13 protein-coding genes and 1 pseudogene are annotated in these 19,022 nt (G+C 68.5%); 7 read left to right on the forward strand and 7 right to left on the reverse strand.

Annotated elements, in window-relative coordinates; all coding sequences use genetic code 11:
- Window positions 1-267: 267 nt before the first annotated feature.
- Together DFJ64_RS03385 and DFJ64_RS03390 are read left to right on the forward strand one after the other, a co-directional pair.
- A complete protein-coding gene (locus DFJ64_RS03385; RefSeq protein WP_115849116.1) occupies window positions 268-1,578 on the forward strand; it encodes an aspartate aminotransferase family protein in 1,311 nt (436 codons plus the stop codon).
- Between the two features lie 104 nt (window positions 1,579-1,682).
- Complete coding sequence (locus DFJ64_RS03390) at window positions 1,683-4,517, forward strand: FAD-binding and (Fe-S)-binding domain-containing protein (protein ID WP_115849117.1); 2,835 nt, start codon at window positions 1,683-1,685, stop codon at window positions 4,515-4,517.
- Window positions 4,518-4,559: 42 nt separating this feature from the next.
- On the opposite strand, the gene DFJ64_RS03395 is transcribed toward DFJ64_RS03390, so the two are convergent.
- On the reverse strand, window positions 4,560-6,089 hold the full coding sequence (locus tag DFJ64_RS03395; protein ID WP_147304575.1) for a M81 family metallopeptidase: 1,530 nt from the start codon (window positions 6,087-6,089) through the stop codon (window positions 4,560-4,562).
- Between the two features lie 338 nt (window positions 6,090-6,427).
- Here DFJ64_RS03395 and DFJ64_RS03400 point away from each other — a divergent pair, with 338 nt between their 5' ends.
- The gene (locus DFJ64_RS03400; RefSeq protein ID WP_115849119.1) at window positions 6,428-7,204 is read left to right on the forward strand and encodes an IclR family transcriptional regulator; all 777 of its coding nucleotides are present in this window, start codon (window positions 6,428-6,430) and stop codon (window positions 7,202-7,204) included.
- Between the two features lie 30 nt (window positions 7,205-7,234).
- Here DFJ64_RS03400 and DFJ64_RS03405 read toward each other — a convergent pair whose 3' ends face one another.
- The 3 genes from DFJ64_RS03405 to DFJ64_RS03415 all read right to left on the reverse strand — a co-directional run bounded on the left by DFJ64_RS03405 (window position 7,235) and on the right by DFJ64_RS03415 (window position 11,030).
- The gene (locus DFJ64_RS03405; RefSeq protein WP_115849120.1) at window positions 7,235-8,158 is read right to left on the reverse strand and encodes a sulfotransferase domain-containing protein; all 924 of its coding nucleotides are present in this window, start codon (window positions 8,156-8,158) and stop codon (window positions 7,235-7,237) included.
- A gap of 90 nt (window positions 8,159-8,248) precedes the next feature.
- On the reverse strand, window positions 8,249-9,898 hold the full coding sequence (locus DFJ64_RS03410) for an SLC13 family permease (protein WP_115849121.1): 1,650 nt from the start codon (window positions 9,896-9,898) through the stop codon (window positions 8,249-8,251).
- A gap of 106 nt (window positions 9,899-10,004) precedes the next feature.
- Window positions 10,005-11,030: a sulfotransferase gene (locus tag DFJ64_RS03415; protein WP_115849122.1), complete on the reverse strand. Its 1,026-nt coding sequence runs from the start codon at window positions 11,028-11,030 to the stop codon at window positions 10,005-10,007.
- A gap of 413 nt (window positions 11,031-11,443) precedes the next feature.
- Here DFJ64_RS03415 and DFJ64_RS03420 point away from each other — a divergent pair, with 413 nt between their 5' ends.
- Complete coding sequence (locus DFJ64_RS03420; protein WP_170152480.1) at window positions 11,444-12,661, forward strand: alpha/beta hydrolase; 1,218 nt, start codon at window positions 11,444-11,446, stop codon at window positions 12,659-12,661.
- Between the two features lie 94 nt (window positions 12,662-12,755).
- Here DFJ64_RS03420 and DFJ64_RS03425 read toward each other — a convergent pair whose 3' ends face one another.
- Window positions 12,756-13,106, reverse strand: a complete 351-nt coding sequence (locus DFJ64_RS03425; RefSeq protein WP_115849124.1) for a hypothetical protein — start codon at window positions 13,104-13,106, stop codon at window positions 12,756-12,758.
- Window positions 13,107-13,466: 360 nt separating this feature from the next.
- Between DFJ64_RS03425 and DFJ64_RS19815 the strand changes: the two genes are divergently transcribed.
- Window positions 13,467-14,003 carry a hypothetical protein gene (locus DFJ64_RS19815; protein WP_245941349.1) on the forward strand — a complete coding sequence of 179 codons (537 nt, stop codon included), beginning with the start codon at window positions 13,467-13,469 and terminating at the stop codon, window positions 14,001-14,003.
- A 107-nt stretch (window positions 14,004-14,110) separates the two neighbouring features.
- Here the strand turns inward: DFJ64_RS19815 and DFJ64_RS20135 are convergent.
- Together DFJ64_RS20135 and DFJ64_RS03435 are read right to left on the reverse strand one after the other, a co-directional pair.
- Window positions 14,111-14,788, reverse strand: a pseudogene (locus DFJ64_RS20135) (lytic murein transglycosylase); the annotation flags it as partial.
- Between the two features lie 147 nt (window positions 14,789-14,935).
- Entirely contained in the window at window positions 14,936-16,234 is a 1,299-nt protein-coding gene (locus tag DFJ64_RS03435) for a glucuronyl esterase domain-containing protein (protein WP_211310475.1), read from the reverse strand.
- Between the two features lie 1,633 nt (window positions 16,235-17,867).
- Between DFJ64_RS03435 and DFJ64_RS03445 the strand changes: the two genes are divergently transcribed.
- Window positions 17,868-18,284 (forward strand): hypothetical protein, encoded by a 417-nt coding sequence (locus DFJ64_RS03445; RefSeq protein ID WP_147304576.1) that lies wholly within the window; start codon window positions 17,868-17,870, stop codon window positions 18,282-18,284.
- Window positions 18,285-18,458: 174 nt separating this feature from the next.
- Window positions 18,459-19,001 carry a hemerythrin domain-containing protein gene (locus tag DFJ64_RS03450; RefSeq protein ID WP_245940928.1) on the forward strand — a complete coding sequence of 181 codons (543 nt, stop codon included), beginning with the start codon at window positions 18,459-18,461 and terminating at the stop codon, window positions 18,999-19,001.
- Window positions 19,002-19,022 lie beyond the last annotated feature (21 nt).

Genomic DNA, 19,022 nt, shown 5'->3' on the forward strand with positions numbered 1-19,022 from the left:
TCGTACGCGGCGGCCAGCCCGACAGTCGCCCGCCCCTCCTCGTGCCCACCGGGACGCCACGCGCACGCACGTGGCTGAGCCGACAGGGGCCGCGTGGGTCGGCTCGTGCGCGTGGCGGCGACCCTTGAACGCACCAGTGTGTGTGCGTGATATTGATCGGCACATCGAGACGGGAGTATCGTGCAGCACGATGAAACAATCATTTCGTTAGCCGAAACGCAGTAAGAGGCTTACGCCCGAACCGGGCACTGCGAGGTGCAGCTCCGAATGGTCATCGAGGCGTGGCCGGCCTCGCGGCAGGCATGGGAACGCACCAAGGCGTCCCTCAGTGGCGGGGTCTCGACCGGTCTCCGTGCCTCGATGAAGCCGCATCCCCTGTTCTTTCGCGGCGGCTCCGGACCGCGTCTCACCGACCTGGACGGCAACTCCTACGTGGACTACGTCCTCGGCTGGGGCCCAGTGATCCTCGGCCACGGCCACCCCAAACTGACCGCTGCCGTCGCTGCCCAGCTCCCCTACGGCTCCACCTACGGTGCGGGCCACCTGCTCGAGGCTGAAGCCGCCGAGGCGGTACTCGCCCGCATTCCCGGCACCGAACGAGTGCTGTGGTGCAGCACGGGCTCGGAGGCCAACCTGGTCGCTCTCCGCTTGGCACGCGCCGCCACCGGACGACGGCGGTTCATCAAGTTCGGCGGCCACTACCACGGCTGGACCGACCCGATGCTGATCGGGTACCGCCCGGGCCCTGACGGCACCCTGGGTCTCGGCAGCCTGGGCCAGAACCCAGCGACGCTGGACGACGTGCGGCTGGTGGCGTGGGGAGACCTGGACACGACAGCCGGGCTGCTCACGACGTCCGGCACCGACATCGCCGCGGTCTTCTGCGAGCCGGTGCTGTGCAACTCGGGTGTCCTCGAACCGCCACCCGGTTTCCTCGAGGGTCTGCGCGAGCTGTGCGACGACACCGGAACGGTCCTCGTCTTCGACGAGGTCATCACCGGCTTCCGCATCGACTCAGGAGGAGCGGTCACACGCTACGGCGTCACCCCCGACCTCGTCGTCCTGGCGAAGGCGATCGCGGGCGGATTCCCGCTGGCCGCGGTCGCTGGCCGCGCCGACATCCTCGACCGCACGACGGCCGGCGTAGTCCACGCCGGCACCTACAACGGCAACCCCGTCGTCTTGGCCGCCGCCATAGCGACCCTCGAGGCGCTCGGCGAGCCCGGCGTCTACGACGACTTCGAGCGCCGAGGTCGCGCGCTCGCCGACGGGATGCGTGCGGCATTCGCCCGATACGACGTCCCGGTCACCGTCCACCAGGTGGGCCCGGTGGTGCAGTGCCTCCCCGGGGTGCGAAAGGCACGCACATTCGACGACTTCCTCGCCGCCGACCAGGAGTTCTACGACCGTCTGACGGTCCAGCTGCTGCGTCGTGGTGTCTTCACCCTGCCAGGCGGACGTTGGTACCTCTCGACCGCGCACACCGACGCCGATATCGCCGAAACGGTCGCGGTGATCGACGAATCCCTCGGCGCTACCCTCGACGAGGGGCCGGGGCCGCGTGTCAGCACCGCCTGAGTGTCGTCGGTCACGGCACTCGGCGCGGCGCACGGTCACCGCTGACACAGTGCCGCCACAGAGAACCGGGCCGCGACGGAAGAGGCCGCGACGGAAGGGTGAGCATGGCGCCAGTCATCTCGGAGTCCACGCTGGAGGTCCTCCGCGGGCTCAGCGATCCCCGTGACGTGCGCACTCGGGCGGTGGATCTGGCGGCGATGGCCCACGACGCCTCGCACTACCTCCTCCAGCCACAAGCGGTGGTCATCGCGCGTGACACCGAGCACGTGGCACGTCTGCTGCGCGCGGCGACCGACCGTGGTCTTCCCGTGACGTTCCGCTCGGCGGGCACGAGCTTGTCCGGTCAAGCTGTCACCGACGGCGTCCTCGTCGACACTCGCCGCCACTTTCGGCGTATCGACGTCCTTGACAACGGCGAACGCCTGCGGAGCCAGCCCGGCGCCACGCTCCGACTCGTCAACGCTCGCTTGGCACCGTACGGCACGCGCTTGGGCCCCGACCCTGCCAGCGAGGGCGCCTGCACCGTCGGCGGGGTGGTCGCCAACAACTCCTCGGGGATGGCGTGTGGCATCCGCGACAACGCCTACCACACGCTCGACTCGATGACGTTCGTGCTGCCGTCGGGCACCACGATCGACACCTCCGACCCGGACGCCGACGATCTCCTGCGAAACCGCGAACCCCGACTCTGGGAGGGCTTGGTCGAGCTCCGGGATCGGGTGCGATCGAACCCGGACTCGGTCGAACGCATCCGGCACCAGTTCTCCATGAAGAACACCATGGGGTACGCGGTCAACGCGTTCCTGGACTTCGACCGACCGGTCGACATCCTCAGCCACCTCATCGTCGGCTCCGAGGGCACCTTGGCCTTCGTCGGCGAGGTGACCTTCCGCACCGTGCCGGTGCGGCCGCACGTCGCGACGGCGCTGCTCGTCTTCGACTCCATCGCCGACGCGACCGACGCGCTCCCCGCCCTCGTCGCCGCTGGTGCCCGCACCGTCGAGCTCATGGACGCCGCGTCGCTCCGCGTCATCCAGCGGGACTCGCGGGCCCTTCCCACGCTCCGACAGCTGGACGTGGCCTCCCACACGGCCCTCTTGGTCGAACTGCAGGCCACCACGGCAGACGAGCTCGAGGCGGACCTGGCACGCGCGAGCGCCACGCTGCGCCGCCTGAGGCTCGCCACGCCGGCCGCGTTCACGTCCGACCCAGCCGAACGCGCCGCGCTGTGGCACCTGCGCAAGGGTCTCTACACCGCGGTGGCGGGCGCCCGCCCCACCGGGACCACGGCCTTGCTGGAGGACATCGCCGTCCCACTCCCCGTGCTCACCGAGACCACGCGTGGCCTCACCGAGCTGTTCGACAAGTACGACTACGACGACGCGGTCATCTTCGGGCACGCCAAGGACGGCAACCTCCACTTCATGATCACGCCGCGGTTCGACGACCCGGAGGAGCTGCGGCGGTACGAGGACTTCACCGAGGACCTCGTCGACCTGGTGCTGGGCGCCAACGGCTCGCTCAAGGCCGAGCACGGCACGGGACGCATCATGGCGCCGTACGTGCGACGGCAGTTCGGCGACGAGCTGTACGACGTCATGCGGACGGTCAAACGGCTCTGCGATCCGGCCGGAGTCCTCAACCCGGGCGTCGTGATCAGCGACGACGACCGCGCGCACCTGCGGAACCTCAAGCTCATCTCGCCCGCTGACCCGGCCGTCGACACGTGCGTGGAGTGCGGCTTCTGCGAGCCGGTGTGTCCCGCGAAAGACGTCACCACCACCCCTCGGCAGCGGATCGTCCTGCTGCGCGAGATCGCCCGGGCCGACGCCGAGGGCGACCATCGACGACGTGACGAGCTGCGGCGGGACTTCGGCTACGACGCGGTCGACACCTGCGCCGCCGACTCGATGTGCGTCACCGCCTGTCCGGTGGCCATCGACACCGGTGCGGTGATGAAGGGTCTTCGGTCACGCCGGCACGGTCGAGTCGCGCGACGCGGCGGAGTGGCGGCCGCTCGCCACTGGGCCGGCACCCTCACCGGTCTGCGGGGCGGCCTGCGCGTCGCCTCGGCCCTCCCGCCGGCGTTGCTGTCGGGGGCGTCGCGAGCGGCCCGGAAGGCGCTGCCCGCGGAGTGGGTGCCGGAGGTCGGTGCCGACCTGCCACGTGCCGGGTCACGGCGCCCCGCGCCCCGACGTCCTCAGGACGCCTCGGTGGTGTTCTTCCCCTCCTGTATCGGCTCGTTGTTCGGCCCGCCCCGCGGGGCGTCCGAGTCGCCGGGCGCCAGCGCGGCCTTCCAGACCCTGTGCGAACGGGCCGGGATCGCCCTCGCCGTGCCGGACGGCATCGCCGGCCTGTGCTGTGGGACGCCGTGGCGTTCCAAGGGACTGGACGAGGGTTACGCGGTCATGGCTCGCCGGACGTTCGAGGCGGTGTGGCGAGCCTCGGACGAGGGTCGGCTGCCTGTCGTGTGTGAGGCGTCCTCGTGCGGCCTCGGTCTGCGCGAGATCGGTGACCACCTGGACGGCGAGGACGCTCGGCGCTACCGCTCCTTGCGGGTCCTCGACGCCGTGAGCTTCGCGCGCACCGAGCTCCTCCCCCGCCTCCAGGTGCGGCGGCGGCTCCAGTCCGTCGCGGTGCACCCGACATGCGCGTCCGAGCACCTCGGCTCCACCGATGACCTGCGAGCGGTCGCGGCGGCCTGCGCCGACGAGGTCGTGGTGCCCACGACGTGGGGCTGCTGCGGCTTCGCCGGTGACCGCGGGATGCTGCGCCCGGAGCTCACCGCGGCCGCCACCGCGCCGCAGGCCGCCGAGCTCGCGGGGAGGGCCTTCGACGCCTACGTGTCCAGCAACCGCACGTGCGAGCTGGGCATGTCGCGCGCGACGGGGAAGACCTACCGGCACGTGCTCGAGCTGGTCGAGGAGCTCACACGATGAGCGCCCGGACGCGGCGCGGGACCCGGTTCCCTGAGTGACACGTCACGGCGGTGTCGTCGTGAACCGTCCGGCCTCCACGGGCTGGGGATACACCGCCTCGGGCTCGAAGGGGTACATCGGACGTCGCCGGTGGACGTAGGCGAGCTCGTGGACTGAGAGGCGGGTCACTCCGGGGGTGTCGACGACGATGAGCCCGTCGGTGACGTCGGCGTAGCCTGCCCTGGGCCCGTTGACCCCCTTGGCGACGATGGCGCGGAACGACAGCGGGTCGAGTCCCACGGCGCGCAGCTGGTTCGGCGTGATCGGCTGCACCAGCTTGGACGTCAGGACGACGGTGATGTCGCCGTCGGTGCGCAGGGCCACCATCTCGCCGGCATCGAAGAACCGGAGCCCACCGTGCGCCATCATCGGCTCCTCGTATCGTCCGTCGGCCCGCCCGATCACGACCGCGTCGAGTGGCACCGGGCGGCCGACCTGCTCGGCACTGCGACCGCCCACCTCGACGCTGACTCTCCGGCCGATCTCGACCCCGGCCAGCGACTCGACCGTCTGGGGGTCGAACAGCACCACGACCAGGCCACCGACGTGACGGCGGACCGCCTCCTCCAACAGAACCGTGGAGTCACCTGGCCCACCACCACCCACATTGTCGCCGACGTCGAGCACAAGCACGGGCTTGTGACCCCGGTGGGCGGCCACCTGGCCGATGGCCTCCTCGACGCTCACCCCGCCACCCTGGAGCGCGTCTCGCGCCTCCCACACCATCCGCGCCAGCTCGCACGCGGCTCGCCGCGCCGCGTCGACCCCGTCACGGTGGGTGACAAGCACGGACATGCCCATCTGGGGGACATCGGCGTAGGGGAATCCCTCGAGGATGCTGGCGTCGAGGACCCCGTCGCGGCGCTCGAGGTCCCGTGCCGCCGCCAGCAGCCCCGCCATGGGCTCCTCCCGAGTGTCCTGGCGGGTGATGGTGACGACGAGCGGCAGCTGTTCCAGGGCGACGGCGGGTCGCTGGCCGGTTCGGATGATCTCCAGCACCCGGCGGCGGCACTCCAGGCCACGCTCTCGCGCGTCGACGTGCGGGTTCGTCTGGTACGCCAGGAGGACGTCGACGTTCGCCACCAGGCGCGGATCGACGTTGGCGTGCATGTCGATCACGACGCCCACGGGCGTGTCGGGACCGACGACGTCACGCACGCGCGCGGCGATCTCGGCGTCGGCGTCGAGATACCCCTCCGCCACGGCCGCACCGTGCAGCCCGAGCAGCACACCGTCGAACGGCCCGGACGCGGCGAGCAGGTGGACCATCTCCCCGACGATCGCCTCGAACGCCTCCGCGGTGATCACGCCGCGTGGGTTGGTCCACGCAGCGAGCAACGGGACGAGCTCGGCGGGCTCCTCGTCGTCCTGAGGCGCGAGGAAGCCGGCGAAGGTCGCTTGGGAGGTCGCGTAGTGCTCCACCAGCTCCGGGCCGCGGTGGATTCCGCCGTCCTCGTAGGTCGCCAGGTCAGCCGGGACCGTGGAGAACGTGTTGGTCTCGTGCCCTAGGCCGAGGACCGCCAGGCGGGTCATCGTGGTCACGTCCTTCCCGACATTCGGCGTCGGCTCGACGGCGGTGTTTTCCAGGGATACACCGGCGTTCGTTCCTCGGATAGAGCCTTTCTGTTTTCCTCGGATCGATCGACCGAGGGCCGCAGGACCTCACCCGTGCTGACCTCGTTCGCGGCCACGTACCATGGAGCGCGTGGGCGCGATGCGGATTCCGCCTGCTGTGTAGTGGCTGGACACAGCGTGGCGACGGGAAGCCGACCGGCGGTCCCTCTCCCTCAGCGCTCCTCTGGCTTACGATCTGACCGGCACCCTGGCCAGATCGGTGTGACGATGCCAGCCTGAGAAATTCAGGGGACGACATGACGCGCACGCTGACCGCCGAGAGTTCCGCGTACCCACTCCGCGCGGTAGACCGGGTGTGCGACATTCTCGATATCTTGGCCAACTCCGCAGACGGTGTCTCCCTTTCCGAGGTCGCCGAATCCACGGGGCTGCCCAAGAGCTCGACGTTCCGCTATCTGTCCGCCTTGGCGGCTCGCCGTTACGTCGAACGCGACCCGGAGTCAGGCACCTACCGGCTGGGGGTGGCGTTCCGACCCCAGCACACCCGCGTTCTCGACCAGCTCACCGACCTGGCACGGCCAGCCTTGGAGAAGCTGCGCGACCAGCTGGAGGAGACGACGAACCTCGCCGTTCTCGACGGCGCGTCCGTGTCCTATGCCGTCGTGGCCGAGTCTCCGCACATGATGCGACTCGCCGCGCGGGTCGGCCAGCGAGGCTACGTCCACGCGACCGGGCTCGGCAAAGCCATGTGCGCCACCATGCCAGACGACCGCGTCCTCTCCATCCTCGCGGCCGCGGACATGCCGCGGTTGACGGACGCGACGATCGTCGATCCTGAGGAGTACCTCCGCGAGCTGGAGAAGGTCCGCTCGACTGGGTACGCGGTCGACGACAACGAGAACCAGCCGTCCGGTCGATGCGTGGCGGTCGCGATCGACGGGGTGGGCTTCCCGGCGGCCATCAGCGTGAGCGCTCCCGCCCACCGGCTTCCGCTGGAGAACGCCGACCGGGTGGCCCGACAGCTCCGCAAGCTCGCCCGGTCGCTCTCGCGCCAGCTCAGCGGCCGACGCTGACCGAGCGCTCTACCCGCGCCCCTCGCCGGTCTACCGTCTCCGCGCGGCCGTCGCGGCGGTGCCACGGTCGCGGTGGAGCCAGCTGAGCAGGTCCGACGGCGCCATTCGGGCGGTGCGCCGCTGGTAGTGAGCGAGCTCCTCGGCGGACAGCACCTCTCGCCCGGCCCCCGAGGACCCGCGGCGGAAGAAGGCCCTTCGATCCTTCAAGACGCCGACCGGGTCGGGGGCAAGCTGGTCGGCGTTGGCCCGCATGTGGTCGAACGTCGCCGCACGGACCAGGTCTGGCCAGCGAGCCTCCGGCACGTCAACGCCAAGGCGCGCCGCGATCCGCCGCATCTCGCCCTCGAGGTCCGTGACCAGGTCGTCGTAGTGCACGAGGAGGACATTGGGCGAGGTACGGCGAGCCCAGGCATCGGACAGGTGCCACATCACGCCTGGGAGTGAATCCATCGACTCGCGTGGGTCGGCGTCGTCATCGATCCAGCGCAGCAACCAGTCGTGGAGCTGTGGTCGCGGGCGCGTTGGACGTTCGGGTGCGGGGTCACCGGTCAGCTGGCGAATCCGCTCTCGGTCGAGGTTTCCACCCTGGTGATAGAGCGAGACCGCCATGTCGAGCGGATGCCGGGCGACCACGATGTAGGTGACACGTGGATCGATCGGGATCCCGTCCAGGGGCGTGTGCGTCTTGATGAACCGCCGGTGACGTTGGGCTTCCAGCCGCGCCACCACCTCGTCCCGCGGCACCACCAGCCAGTCCAGCCACGGCGACAGCTCCGCCAGCGGTGCGGGCAAAGCCGGGGTCTGGAAGACCAGGAGCGCGCAGATCATCTGCATCCAGGTCGTGCCGCTCTTGGACCGGGTGCTGATCACGATGTCACCCGGCCGGAACGGGAAACCGAGCCAGCGGGCGCTGTCCTCCTCCGACGAGCGGTAGCGAACGGGTGGCTGGAGCATCCGGGCACCCTACCGGTTCCGGCTCTCCCCCACCCAGCGCGTCCCCGGACCTCACGGCTTGACCGCCGGTTCCCCCGGTCCCGCACCTCGTTAGCCCGCGAGACCGAGGGCGAGCGACATGAGCGGCAGCAGGAGGACGATCAACACCGCGCCGGCGACGTCGAACGCCGCACCGGAGCGGATCATCTTCGTGATGGGCACCATGCCAGAGCCGTAGACGATCGCGTTCTGAGGCGTGGACACCGGGAGCATGAACCCGAACGAGGCGGCGAACGTCGCCGCCATCGCGGGGACGAGCGGATCGACGCCCGCGCCACCGGCCAGGGAGATCACGATCGGCACGACGACCGTGGCCGCCGCGGTGTTGCTCGTGGTCTCGGAGATGAGGATCGCCAGGAGCACCGCGAAGATCGTGAGCGGGACGAGCGCGCTGATGCCGAACGTCTGCGCCGACGCCGTGCCGATCGTCTCGGCCAACCCCGTCGAGCGCAGCAGGCCGCCGAGGATGATGCCGGTTCCGAAGAGCAGGATCGTGCCCCAGTCGATGCGCGCCGCATCGTCCCACGTCATGGTGAAGGTGCGCGTTCGCCAGTTGACCGGAAGGAGAAAGAGCAGGGACGCCGCGAACACGGCGACCACGCCCTCGTCGAGGATGTTGCTCACACTGGCGTAGACATCCGAGCCGTCGCCGGCGACGAGACCGACCACACCGGGCAGGATCCACAGCGTGACCGCCGTTCCGAAGGCGATGAGCGTGTTGCGCTCGTGTGGCGAGAGCGGTCCAAGCTTGCGGCGCTCGGCCGCGACATAGGCGGCGAGCCCTTCGAGGCGCTTGACCTCCGGCCGGTTCAGCAGCAGGAGCACCACGGCCAAGACGACGAACATGACCGCGCAGACCGGGACCGCGAGAGCCATCCATCGGAAGAAGCTGATCCGGGTACCGGTCGCGTCCTCGATCAACCCGCGGCCGATGAGGTTCGGCGGTGACCCCACCGGCGTCAACAGGCCCCCGACGCTGGCGCCGTAGGCGAGCATGAGCAGCAACGCCACGGACACCCGCGGGTTGCCACGACGAGCCAGGGCCTCTTCGCGCGCCGCGCTGTCAGCGGACCTCGTCTCTCCAGCCGAACCGTCCACGCGACTGGCGCTGGCCACCGTGCCGAGGATCGCGACGGCGGTCGGTAGCAGCATCGCCACGGTCGCGGTGTTGGAGACGAACGCCGACAGCGCGCACGTGATGAGGCCGAACGCCACCACCGTCCGTGTCGTCGAGACGGCCACGCCGCGGGTCGCGAGAACCCGGAACGCGAAGCGGCGGGCCAGGCCGTGCCGCAGCATGGCCTGGGCCAGGACGAAGGCGCCGATGAACGTGAAGATCGTGGACGACCCGAACGGGGCGAGGATGTCGTCGGCGGGCGCGACGTTGAGCAATGTCGCGAGGACGACGCCGATGAGCCCACCGACGGGAAGGGGCACGGCCTCGGTGATCCAGAGGATCATGACGCACACCAGCACCGCGGCCAGACGGTGCTCGTCAGCCTCGAGGTCGAGCGGCGCGAGCAGCAGAGCGAGCAACACCAACGGCGCCAGGAACAACCCGACGGTGCGGCGACCGCGCTCGAACCGTTGCTCCGCGCTCGTGAGGAGCTCGCGAGGGACGCCTGGCGCACCGGACGTCCCGCCTGGCTGGGCAGCGCCTGGTTGGGCCGGGCCATCTGGTCCTGCGACGGACGAGCTCATGGCGGTCACCTCCACACGGCCGGCGGAGACCGATATGGCGTAGTTTGCTCCGATCGAGGAGGACGATGGGGCAATCCCCATCGGCCGGATGTGGCCAGGCGACCCGTCACCAGGCGGGATACCACCGGTCGGCGACCGGCTCGGTGATCTCTCGAATCGTGCGCTGTTGGTCGTCGTCGAGCCGATCGCGCCACGCGTTCGCCAAGGACGCGCTGTCGCGGCGAAGCTCGTGCAGCACGCGCCCTGCGGGGATGACGACGTTCTGGGACCCGGTGTAGTGGTCGACGACTCGACGCAGGTCGCGAGGGGGCCGCAACCCGCAGGTCCGGTAGACGTCCAGCATGACGGCGTACGGGTCGGCCGCGAAGTCCTCCATACGCACGACAGACGCCTTGGCACCCGCCTCGAGCTGGACGTCGAGCATCCGCACCAGGCATGCCCACGTGGCAGCGCCCGCCCGCACGATGTCGGCGTTCTCCCAATCGTGCTTCTCCATGAGCTCACCGACGACGGGGTCGCCGTAGCAGGCTTGCTCGCGGATGGACCGTAGCGCCGCGCGCGGATGCATGGACCGTCGTAACAGGCTCATCACCCACGCGCCGGGATGCCGCAACGTCACGATCGGTGGGCGTTCGCTCAGCGCCGTGTTGATCCAGCCCAACGACATCAGGAGAAAGGGGTCCTTGACGATCGCGACATAGCCCAGTGGTCTCAGCCCACGCACGTTGGCACGGTTCGCGCGCATTCGCTTGTGATTCGCGGGCAGTGGTTGACCGTGGCCCATCCACTGGCCCTGTCCCGTGGTGAGGAAGCGCCGCAGCGTCCGCGCCGGAGCGCTCCCTGTGTCCACAGACCGCAGGTAGGGATAGCGATGGGACACGCCCTGCAGCCCCCAGTCGGGGTTGAACGGTTCGTGCACCAAGAACGTGCGCGGCGCGTGTTCGAGCAGGCGACCCATGATGGTCGTACCGGAACGGTGCGGGCCGGTGACCACCACGACATTACGCAAAGGCTTGTCGAGACCCGGTGAGTCGAGCAGTGCGCAGACCGGCAGTGCGCCGACCACGCGGACGGCCATCCGCTTGACCGCGGAGGGGACCGCGTGACGTACCTTCGCGATCGCGCCTGGCACGTGGACTCAGCTTAGCGACCTCATCGCCGCATCCGCTCTGTTCGACTGCCTCGGTATCGACGCTCAGCTCAGCGAAACCCTTGTGAGACAGGGATGCACGGCTCCGCGTGAATGTCGCACCACGTTCAGCGCACGAGCCACGGCATCGCGGGACTCTCGACCCTCCCGGCCAGGGACCGTCGGGACCGCAGTCGAGCTTTGGGCCCTATGCCAGCACGCTGTCCGACCACCATCGTGAGGAATACCAGCCTCGTCATTCGCGACACCAGCGTTCGCTCGTGCTAGCCGCGTGGGAGGTATCCAGCATGGCTGCCGCCGCCCGCGAAGGCCGCACGCGTCGTCCGCCTTTGCGCCACCGCCTCGTCCGCCGCATCGGGAGCCGACCCTCCCGTCAGCGGCGCGGTAGGCGGCCGATGTACTTGCTCGCGCAGGGCACAGCACTGCTTGGTGTCTCTCTCGCGATCGTCGTCGGCTCAGGAGGTTCGCTCCTCGGGCGCGTCCTGCGCGTCGCCCTCGTGCTATTCCTCGCGACCTACGCGACGTTGGCGGATCGGTGGGCGGAACCGTGGCTACGGGTGGCGATCGCGCTCAGTGGTGGGGTGGCTGGTGTCGTCCTCGGCTACGGCATCGGTGTCGAGCATGCGGTGGCGGCAGGCCTCACCCTCCGTGTCGCCGCAGGACTCCTGGCACTTCTGGTCGGACTGTGCATGATGGCCACCGGCACGGCGACGGCGTTGCGCATGCTGCCCGGGCGCTACAAGGTCCTGGTCCTCCTCTGTGTGCCCTTCAGCATCCAGTTCGTCCTCGCGCCGATGGTCGGTGCCGTCGCCGCGGCTAACCCCATGCCGGGTCAACTGGGCGACATCACTCCCGGAGACCGCGGGCTGGTGTACGACGACGTGGAGTTGCGCGCGAGCGGCGCTGTCGTGCGAGGGTGGTACATCCCCTCACGCAACTCCGCCGCTGTCATCCTCGTCCACGACAGTGGAAGCACCCGTTCCAGCATGCTCTCGCGCGCGGTCGCACTGGCTCGCCACGGCTACGGCGTGCTCCTGTTCGACACACGGGGCAATGGCCTCAGCACCGGGGAGCCGATGGAACTCGGCTGGTCCACCGACCTGGACGTACGAGCGGCGGTGTCGTACGTCGCGGAGCGCTACGACGTGTCTCCCAGCAAGATCGCCGTCGTCGGTGTCGGGCGTGGCGGCGAGGCGGCACTGACAGCGGCGGCCTCGGACGAACGCATCGCGGGCGTGGTGGTCGAAGGCATCGGGCGACGGACCCCGGTCGACACGTTGACCCTGCCGTTCACCCCTCGCGGATGGCTCCAAGCCGGTGTGGAGTCAATGACCTATGTCAGCGCGGCCGTCCTTCGCCAGACATTTCCCCCGCGTTCCTTGCGCAGCGCGATCAAGGCCGTCAACCCACGTCCGGTGCTGCTCATCGCGGACGAGGACTCCGTGCTGACGAGCCGTGTCTACGGGCGGGCGTCGCCGTCCAACGTGCGGGTGTGGGAGCTGCCCACGACGCCCAGAGGCGAGGCATACACACTGCACTCGGCGGACTGGGAGTGGTACGTCACCGGGTTCCTGGCCCGCTCGCTCAACCCCAAGTGGGTGCCGGCTCAGTAGCCAGGTGGCGCGACCTCGGTTGTGTCACACGTGTCCTCGGACGCGGAAAGCCCGCGCACTCTCGGGCGCGCGGGCTTTCGATTCCTCGGCATACCTACTTGCAGTACGAGTAGTCGAGGTGGCCCTTCCAGACCCACCCAGTTCCTGCGTACACCCAGCTCGAGGTGTACACGTCACCGTAGTACGTGCCGTTGTCCGCTGGATCGCCCTTGGTGTACACGAAGATGTAGCCCTTGTTCGCGTAGAAGAGCACCTCCTGCGAGCCCGACAGGTAGGTGTACACCGGCGCGCGCTTCTCGAACTTGTAGACAAGCTTGGTGCATCCGCTGGCGGAGGCGGTGTTGGTCGCGCGAGTGTCGGTGGAGGCGGTGTCCGCCGCCGCGCTGCTCACGCCGACTCCGGCGAAGACAAGTGCTGTCGCCAGGAAGAGTACGAGCTTGCGCACGATGCAACTCCCCCGTGTGATCGATTCCCCGTGCGATCGATGGTCAGCTGACTCCCCTACAGCGCGTGCCCCTGCCGGCGCCTCATGGGCCACTGGCGGGCGAGCCGAATGGCAGGGAGCCTAGATGAAACGTACCGAAGGTCGGCATATCCGTCAAAAAGGTACGTGACGTGACCGCTCGGCTCGCTGCCAGAGTTGAGGCGGGATGCCGACCGCACGCGCACGTCTGACACTCCGGCGGCGCCGGTCTGCTCGGTGTCCTCCTCGCTGTCCGGCGGCAGGCATGTCGGACTCGGCGAGGGGGAGGGATCCTCCGGCGGGATCCGCTCCGTGGGTGTGGGAGACGGCCTGGGGGACGACGTGCCTATCGGAGTCGGCGTCGGGCTGGCGGTCGGGACCGGGCACGGCGTCGGTGTCGGTTCTGGCGTCGGTGTCGGTTCTGGCGTCGGTGTGGGATCCGGCGTCGGTGTGGGGTCCGGTGTCGGTGTTGGCTGTGGCGTCGGCTCGGGGCTCGGCGTCGACGTCGGTGTCGGGCTTGGTCTCGGTGTCGACGTCGGCCTGGGTGTCGGTGTCGGCTCGGGCGTGGGTGTGGGCACCGACGTGGGCCTCGGCTTCGGCCTCGGTGACGAGGTGGGAGTCGCGGTCGGCCTCGCCGTCACGGTCGGAGTCGGTCGCGGCGTCGACGTGGGTCGTGGAGTGACCGTCGGGGACGGCGAGGTCGTCGGCGTCGGTTGCCGCGGCGAGGGCGTGGTCGGGGCGCTCGTGGGTCGAGGCGGGCGGGTCGGCAGCGGTAGCGGCGTGGGTCGTGGCAGCGGCAACGACACGGGTGGGAGCGGAGCCGGAACCTGGTCAGCGCGGCCCCGCTCCGGTGGCACGGGCCTGGCGCCGTCCCGGTAGGTCGCGGCCCACGCGAGCACCGAACGCAGGTAGGCGCTGGAGGGGTTGTAGCGGAGCACGGCTCCGGCCAGGCCTGAGGGCGTGGCGAGGTCCGTCCCGCCCGCGCAGAGGTAGCGTGCCGCCGCGAGCGCCGCGTCGTAGAGGTTGTGCGGGTCCCGCACCCCGTCCCCGTTGCCATCGGAGGCCCAGCGCACCCACGTCGATGGCAGGAACTGCATGGGGCCGATCGCCCGGTCGTACGCCGGGTCTCCGTCGAGGGATCCCCCGTCGGAGTCGGTGACGACGGCCGTTCGCGGGAGTGATCCGTTCAACCGGGGACCCAGGATCTCGCCCCTGGTTCGACCGTTGGCGTCGACTCGGCCGCCACGGGCGTGGTTGGACTCGACCTTGCCGATCGCGGCCAAGAGCCACCACTGCAGGTGGCAGGACGGGTTAGACCGCCGCATCGCCTCCGCCGCCTTGTGGTAGGCGTCCAGGGCGGGCGCGGGGATGCCGGCCGCGGAGCGCCCGACCGCCTGGGGCGCGGTCCCCGTCCCACGGCCCTCGCTCTCCGTCTGACCGGTGAGTGCCTTCTCAGCGGCTCGCTCGATGGCCTCGAGATCGGGCAACGGCTTGCGGGGTTCGGCGAGAGCCCAGGACGACCGAGGGTGAGCGGGATACGACGTCACGCCGGTTGGTGGAGCCCACGCGACGGCGGCGACCAGACCGAGGGCTGTGGCGAGGACGACGCAGAGAAGGCGGGCCGCGAGCAGTCGGAGTCCGGATCGCATCCCCTGCCTGCGCATCGAACCACCTGTCCCCCGGCCGCGGTTGATCAGGGTCCGCTCGACGATCACTGCGACGCTACTGGGGTGGGCACCCGGCAGGGAACCGCCTGGCGCGATCAGGGCCGATGCCGGACGGGAGTCCGCCGGCAGGCCGCGCCACTCGGGCTACCGCCACAAGGTGTCGGCGAAGTCCATGTAGTGGTTCCAGTCGACTTCCGTCAGGCTGTGATCTCCGGACCGGATGTGATAGCCGCGCGGTCCGACGCGCAGAGGGGTGTCGAGCGGAGGCATGTCGTCCGGACCGATCGTCGAATGGCCCCACAGCCCGTAGACCGACGACGCGTGGGCAAGGGAGAGGAACTCGCCGCGCGGGTCCGCCCAGAGGTCCTCGTCCGCGCTCGCCACGTAGACCGCGCGCGGCGCGATCAGTGCGATGAGCATGTGCTGGTCGACGGGCAGCGCATGCTCCGCGTCGTCGTACCGCCGGAAGTTGTCGCAGAACCAGTGCGGGAACCGCCGGTTGATGGCGGCGACGGTCTCCCCGAAGCGCCGGCGGCTCAGCGCCGCACCGCCACAGCCGGACTCGTTGGAGATGACTAGGGCGAACCGCTCGTCCTCCGCACCAGCCCACAGCGCCGCCTTACCGCCTCGGGAATGCCCGAGGACGGCCACTTTCGTGTGGTCGACGCGAGGGTCGGTCTCGAAGTAGTCCATCGCCCTGCTGGCGCCCCACCCCCAGGCGGCCAGGGCCTTCCACGCGTCCGGCGGACGCTCGTCGAGGTCCCCCTCGACGAGCTGGATGATGCCCTCGCGGAAGCGAGCCGGGTCGTCGGGCGCGAGGTCACGGACCTGCAACGCCGCGATGCCGTACCCGCGTGCGACAGCCTCCTCCGCCGGCCAGATCGAGGACGTGCGCTCTCGCGTCGGGTCGGTGTTCTCCGGTCCCGCGATGTTGAGCAACAAGAAGACCGGGACCGGATCGGCGGCCGCGTTCGGAAGGAACACGGTGACCTCGAACTGGTGGGTTCGCGTCGGACGCTCGTTGTCAGCGCGCTCGCTCCGCACGACGACTCGCCGCAGCGTCGCCGCCCCGTCCATGGCCGACGGGTCCTCCTCGACGACGTCGAACCGTCGGCGAGTCCGTGGGTCGTCCCCCGGTGGCCGGTGTCCGTAGACATGGGTGCGGAATAGGTCGAGGATCTCCTGTCGCCGGCGCCGCCAGGCTTGCGGACTGTCGACGACCGAGCCGTCGGAGCCGCGCAGCGGGTCAGGGAGCTCGTAGGACGGGACCTGATCTTCCTCGTAAACGGGGCCGGGTCGCCGTCTCTTGCAACGCTCCACGACGGCCGGGTTCGCCCTCCACCCACGTCGATCGGGACTGTCGCCGGCATGGTCGGCGTCGGCCGGCGACAGGGCCGCCGCGCTCGTCCGTCCGATCTCACCTGGGGCCCGCTCGTTCGACATCTCCGCCTTCCCGCTCGATCGTTCGTGGCTACCCGAGGACCTGCACACCGACATCGCCGCGCGACGACGGCTCACGACGCCCAGCGCTCAAGCACTCGTCGGGACGGTACCTCAGCCACACCATGCAAGGCCTCGTCGAGGGTGCGAACTGCCACACCGGCCTCATGCGACCACCCGGCCCGGCCACCAGCTCTCGTCTCCACTTCGCTCCTCCGGCTAAGCCGCCGTTCAACAACGAGGACGGTCCTTATCCACAAACCACAGACGGTCTCGCCTTCAATCAGACGCCCTCCGTACCATGATCGAAGCCAACTTCGTACTCTCCGAAGGACCGCGAGGTGTCTACGAGAGACGTCGATTACGAGTCGATCGCCGAGATCCACCGCCTCCTTCACGAGGCAGCGGATCACCTGGACAAGTCAGCAGAACCGATGCCTAATGAGATCCACGCTGGACCCTTCGCGCCGCAAGTCACAAAGCTTATCGCCCCTGTCCCGGGCGCCATCGTGGAAGCCATCTTGCGCCTACGCGCTGCCGCGTTCGACGTCAAGATCTAGTCAATGCGGCACAATTTACTATTGCGAACCACACCTTCGCTCAACTCGAAAACATCTCTAGATGGAACGAAGCAAAGTCCCACAAATGGGCAGATAAGGCGGAAGAATCAGCGGGAAGACATCTCGCAAAGGCGGCTCGAGCCCTAGATAGACAGCATTTTCGCACATTCAATGAGCTGCTAGCCCACCTCCATGAGAGTTCGGCGCAGAGGGCGCTTGAGACAGCGGAGTTCGCCCGAAAACTGGCGGGCTACTACTCGTGGAGCGCTCGAATCTGCAAGTTTGGAGGAACTGGCCTCACCGTCGTCAGCATTGGCGTCGACCTCTACACTGGCGAACCAATACTGAAAGTAATTGCATCTACTCTAGGCGGCATCGTGGGAGCAGCTGGCCTATGCTTCATCGTAGGAACCGCGTTCAGCGTTCCGGGTGCGGTTATGGTGATGGTTGCGACAGCCGGCGGAGCTGGTGGCAGCGCAGTGACCCGTGTCTCCTATGACGCTATTACTGAACAAATTATAATTGACGACAATTGGGCCTGGCAACCGAACTGATCGGGAGGACTGCAGCCTCATGAATACGCATTCGTCAGATGGACAGCTAGACCTTCCGTGGCCATATGCTTGGGAGGTAGCTCATAGGAAAACCAGCTCCCTTCGCTTGGCCCGAGTGGCGACAGTGATTTTCCTCGCCGTCACGGCATTGATCTACGTGACCAGGTATCCCTCATTTGCAATCTTCATGCTAGGGCTCGCAACTGTCGTTGGACTACTTCTACTCAAGGGACACCTTGTCACTCTAGCAGCTCGGCGTAAGGGAGTACTAGGCATTTCCCGCGCCACCATCAGCGGTCGCGACTTTTCGATACCTTACCTTGGTTTTTCAAGAGCGGTGACTTACACCGAGACCACCTTGTCTATCGTTACGTTTATCTACGCTGCCACATTACCCCTTTACATGGACGACATACCCTTCGCTTCAACGCACTGGACAGGACGTCACCTTGTCGTAGGTCTAATCGCATCGTTAGCAGCAATCTACGTTGTACCGTTCTTGGTAGCACGCTTGTACCGTTCTTGGTAGCACGCGTTGCGCGCTGGCGACAGCCGTTGGGAATCGCGCTCGCTCCAGAGGGGGTCTACCACTGGTCCTGGTTCGGTCGTCGTTTCCTTCCCTGGGACGACATCACCGAAGCCAGGCCGGTGCTCAACTATGGCCCGAGCATCAAACTCATCTGTCGAGACTCGATCTGGACGTCGCTACCAGGGGACTCAGCGCTGTGCTGGTTCGGCTTCTTCCGGCGCTACATGTGCACCATTCACGCCGGCTACCTCGCGGTCGACCCCGCGATCGCCTACTACGGCATACTCTTCTACCTGAAGAACCCTGACCACCGGCACGAGCTCGCCACCGACGCCGGTGTCGAACGGCTACGCCGTATGGACTTCCCGCCCTCCCTCGCCGAGGAGCTGTCCGACAGCGCGAAAGCTTGAGCCGATCTCGCTGCGATCGCGGTGTGACGGCTCGGATGGCTGAACCGCCGCAAGGCATTGCGCCGTTGACGCATGAGGGGTGTCGTCGCCCACGTCGGACACAGGCTGAGATTCAAGCGTGACGTGCAGGGAAGGATCCCCTCGACCACGCACCGACTGTCGGGGGAGGTCGAGGTGCCTGACGTCGTGGACTTGATCATGTCCGACCACCGCGAGGTGGAACGCCTGCTCACCTTGGTCAAGGACCATCCCGACCAGCGTCCGCTCCAGCTCCCTGTCCTCTCGGCGCTCCTCATCGCGCACAGCCGGGCGGAAGAGGCCGAGGTCTATCCGGTGGCTCGTATCGAGGCTGACGAGGCCGACGAGGTCGCCTTGAGCCAGGAGGAGCACCTGGAGGCTGAGCGCCTGCTCGAGCAGCTGCACGGTCTCGATCCGATGAGCAAGCGCTTCGACTCGGTGCTGGACAAGCTGATCGCCGCGGTCAAGGAGCACATCGAGCACGAAGAGTCAGTCGTCCTGCCCGAGCTGCGGCAGCAGGTGGACAAGGCACGTCGAGAGGAGCTCGGCGAGATCTTCGCGACCGCTCGCGAGACGCACCTCGGCGAGCTCCCGGGCCAGGCCACCCGAGCGGAGCTGGTGGCACAGGCCCGCAACGTGGGCGTTCCGGGAGCGTCCTCGATGACGAGGTCCCAGCTGCAGCAGACCCTACGGGTTTGAACGCGGGAGCGAGTGCGAACG

Origin of the sequence: Thermasporomyces composti (assembly GCF_003386795.1) — a bacterium.
Lineage (GTDB): Bacteria > Actinomycetota > Actinomycetes > Propionibacteriales > Actinopolymorphaceae > Thermasporomyces > Thermasporomyces composti.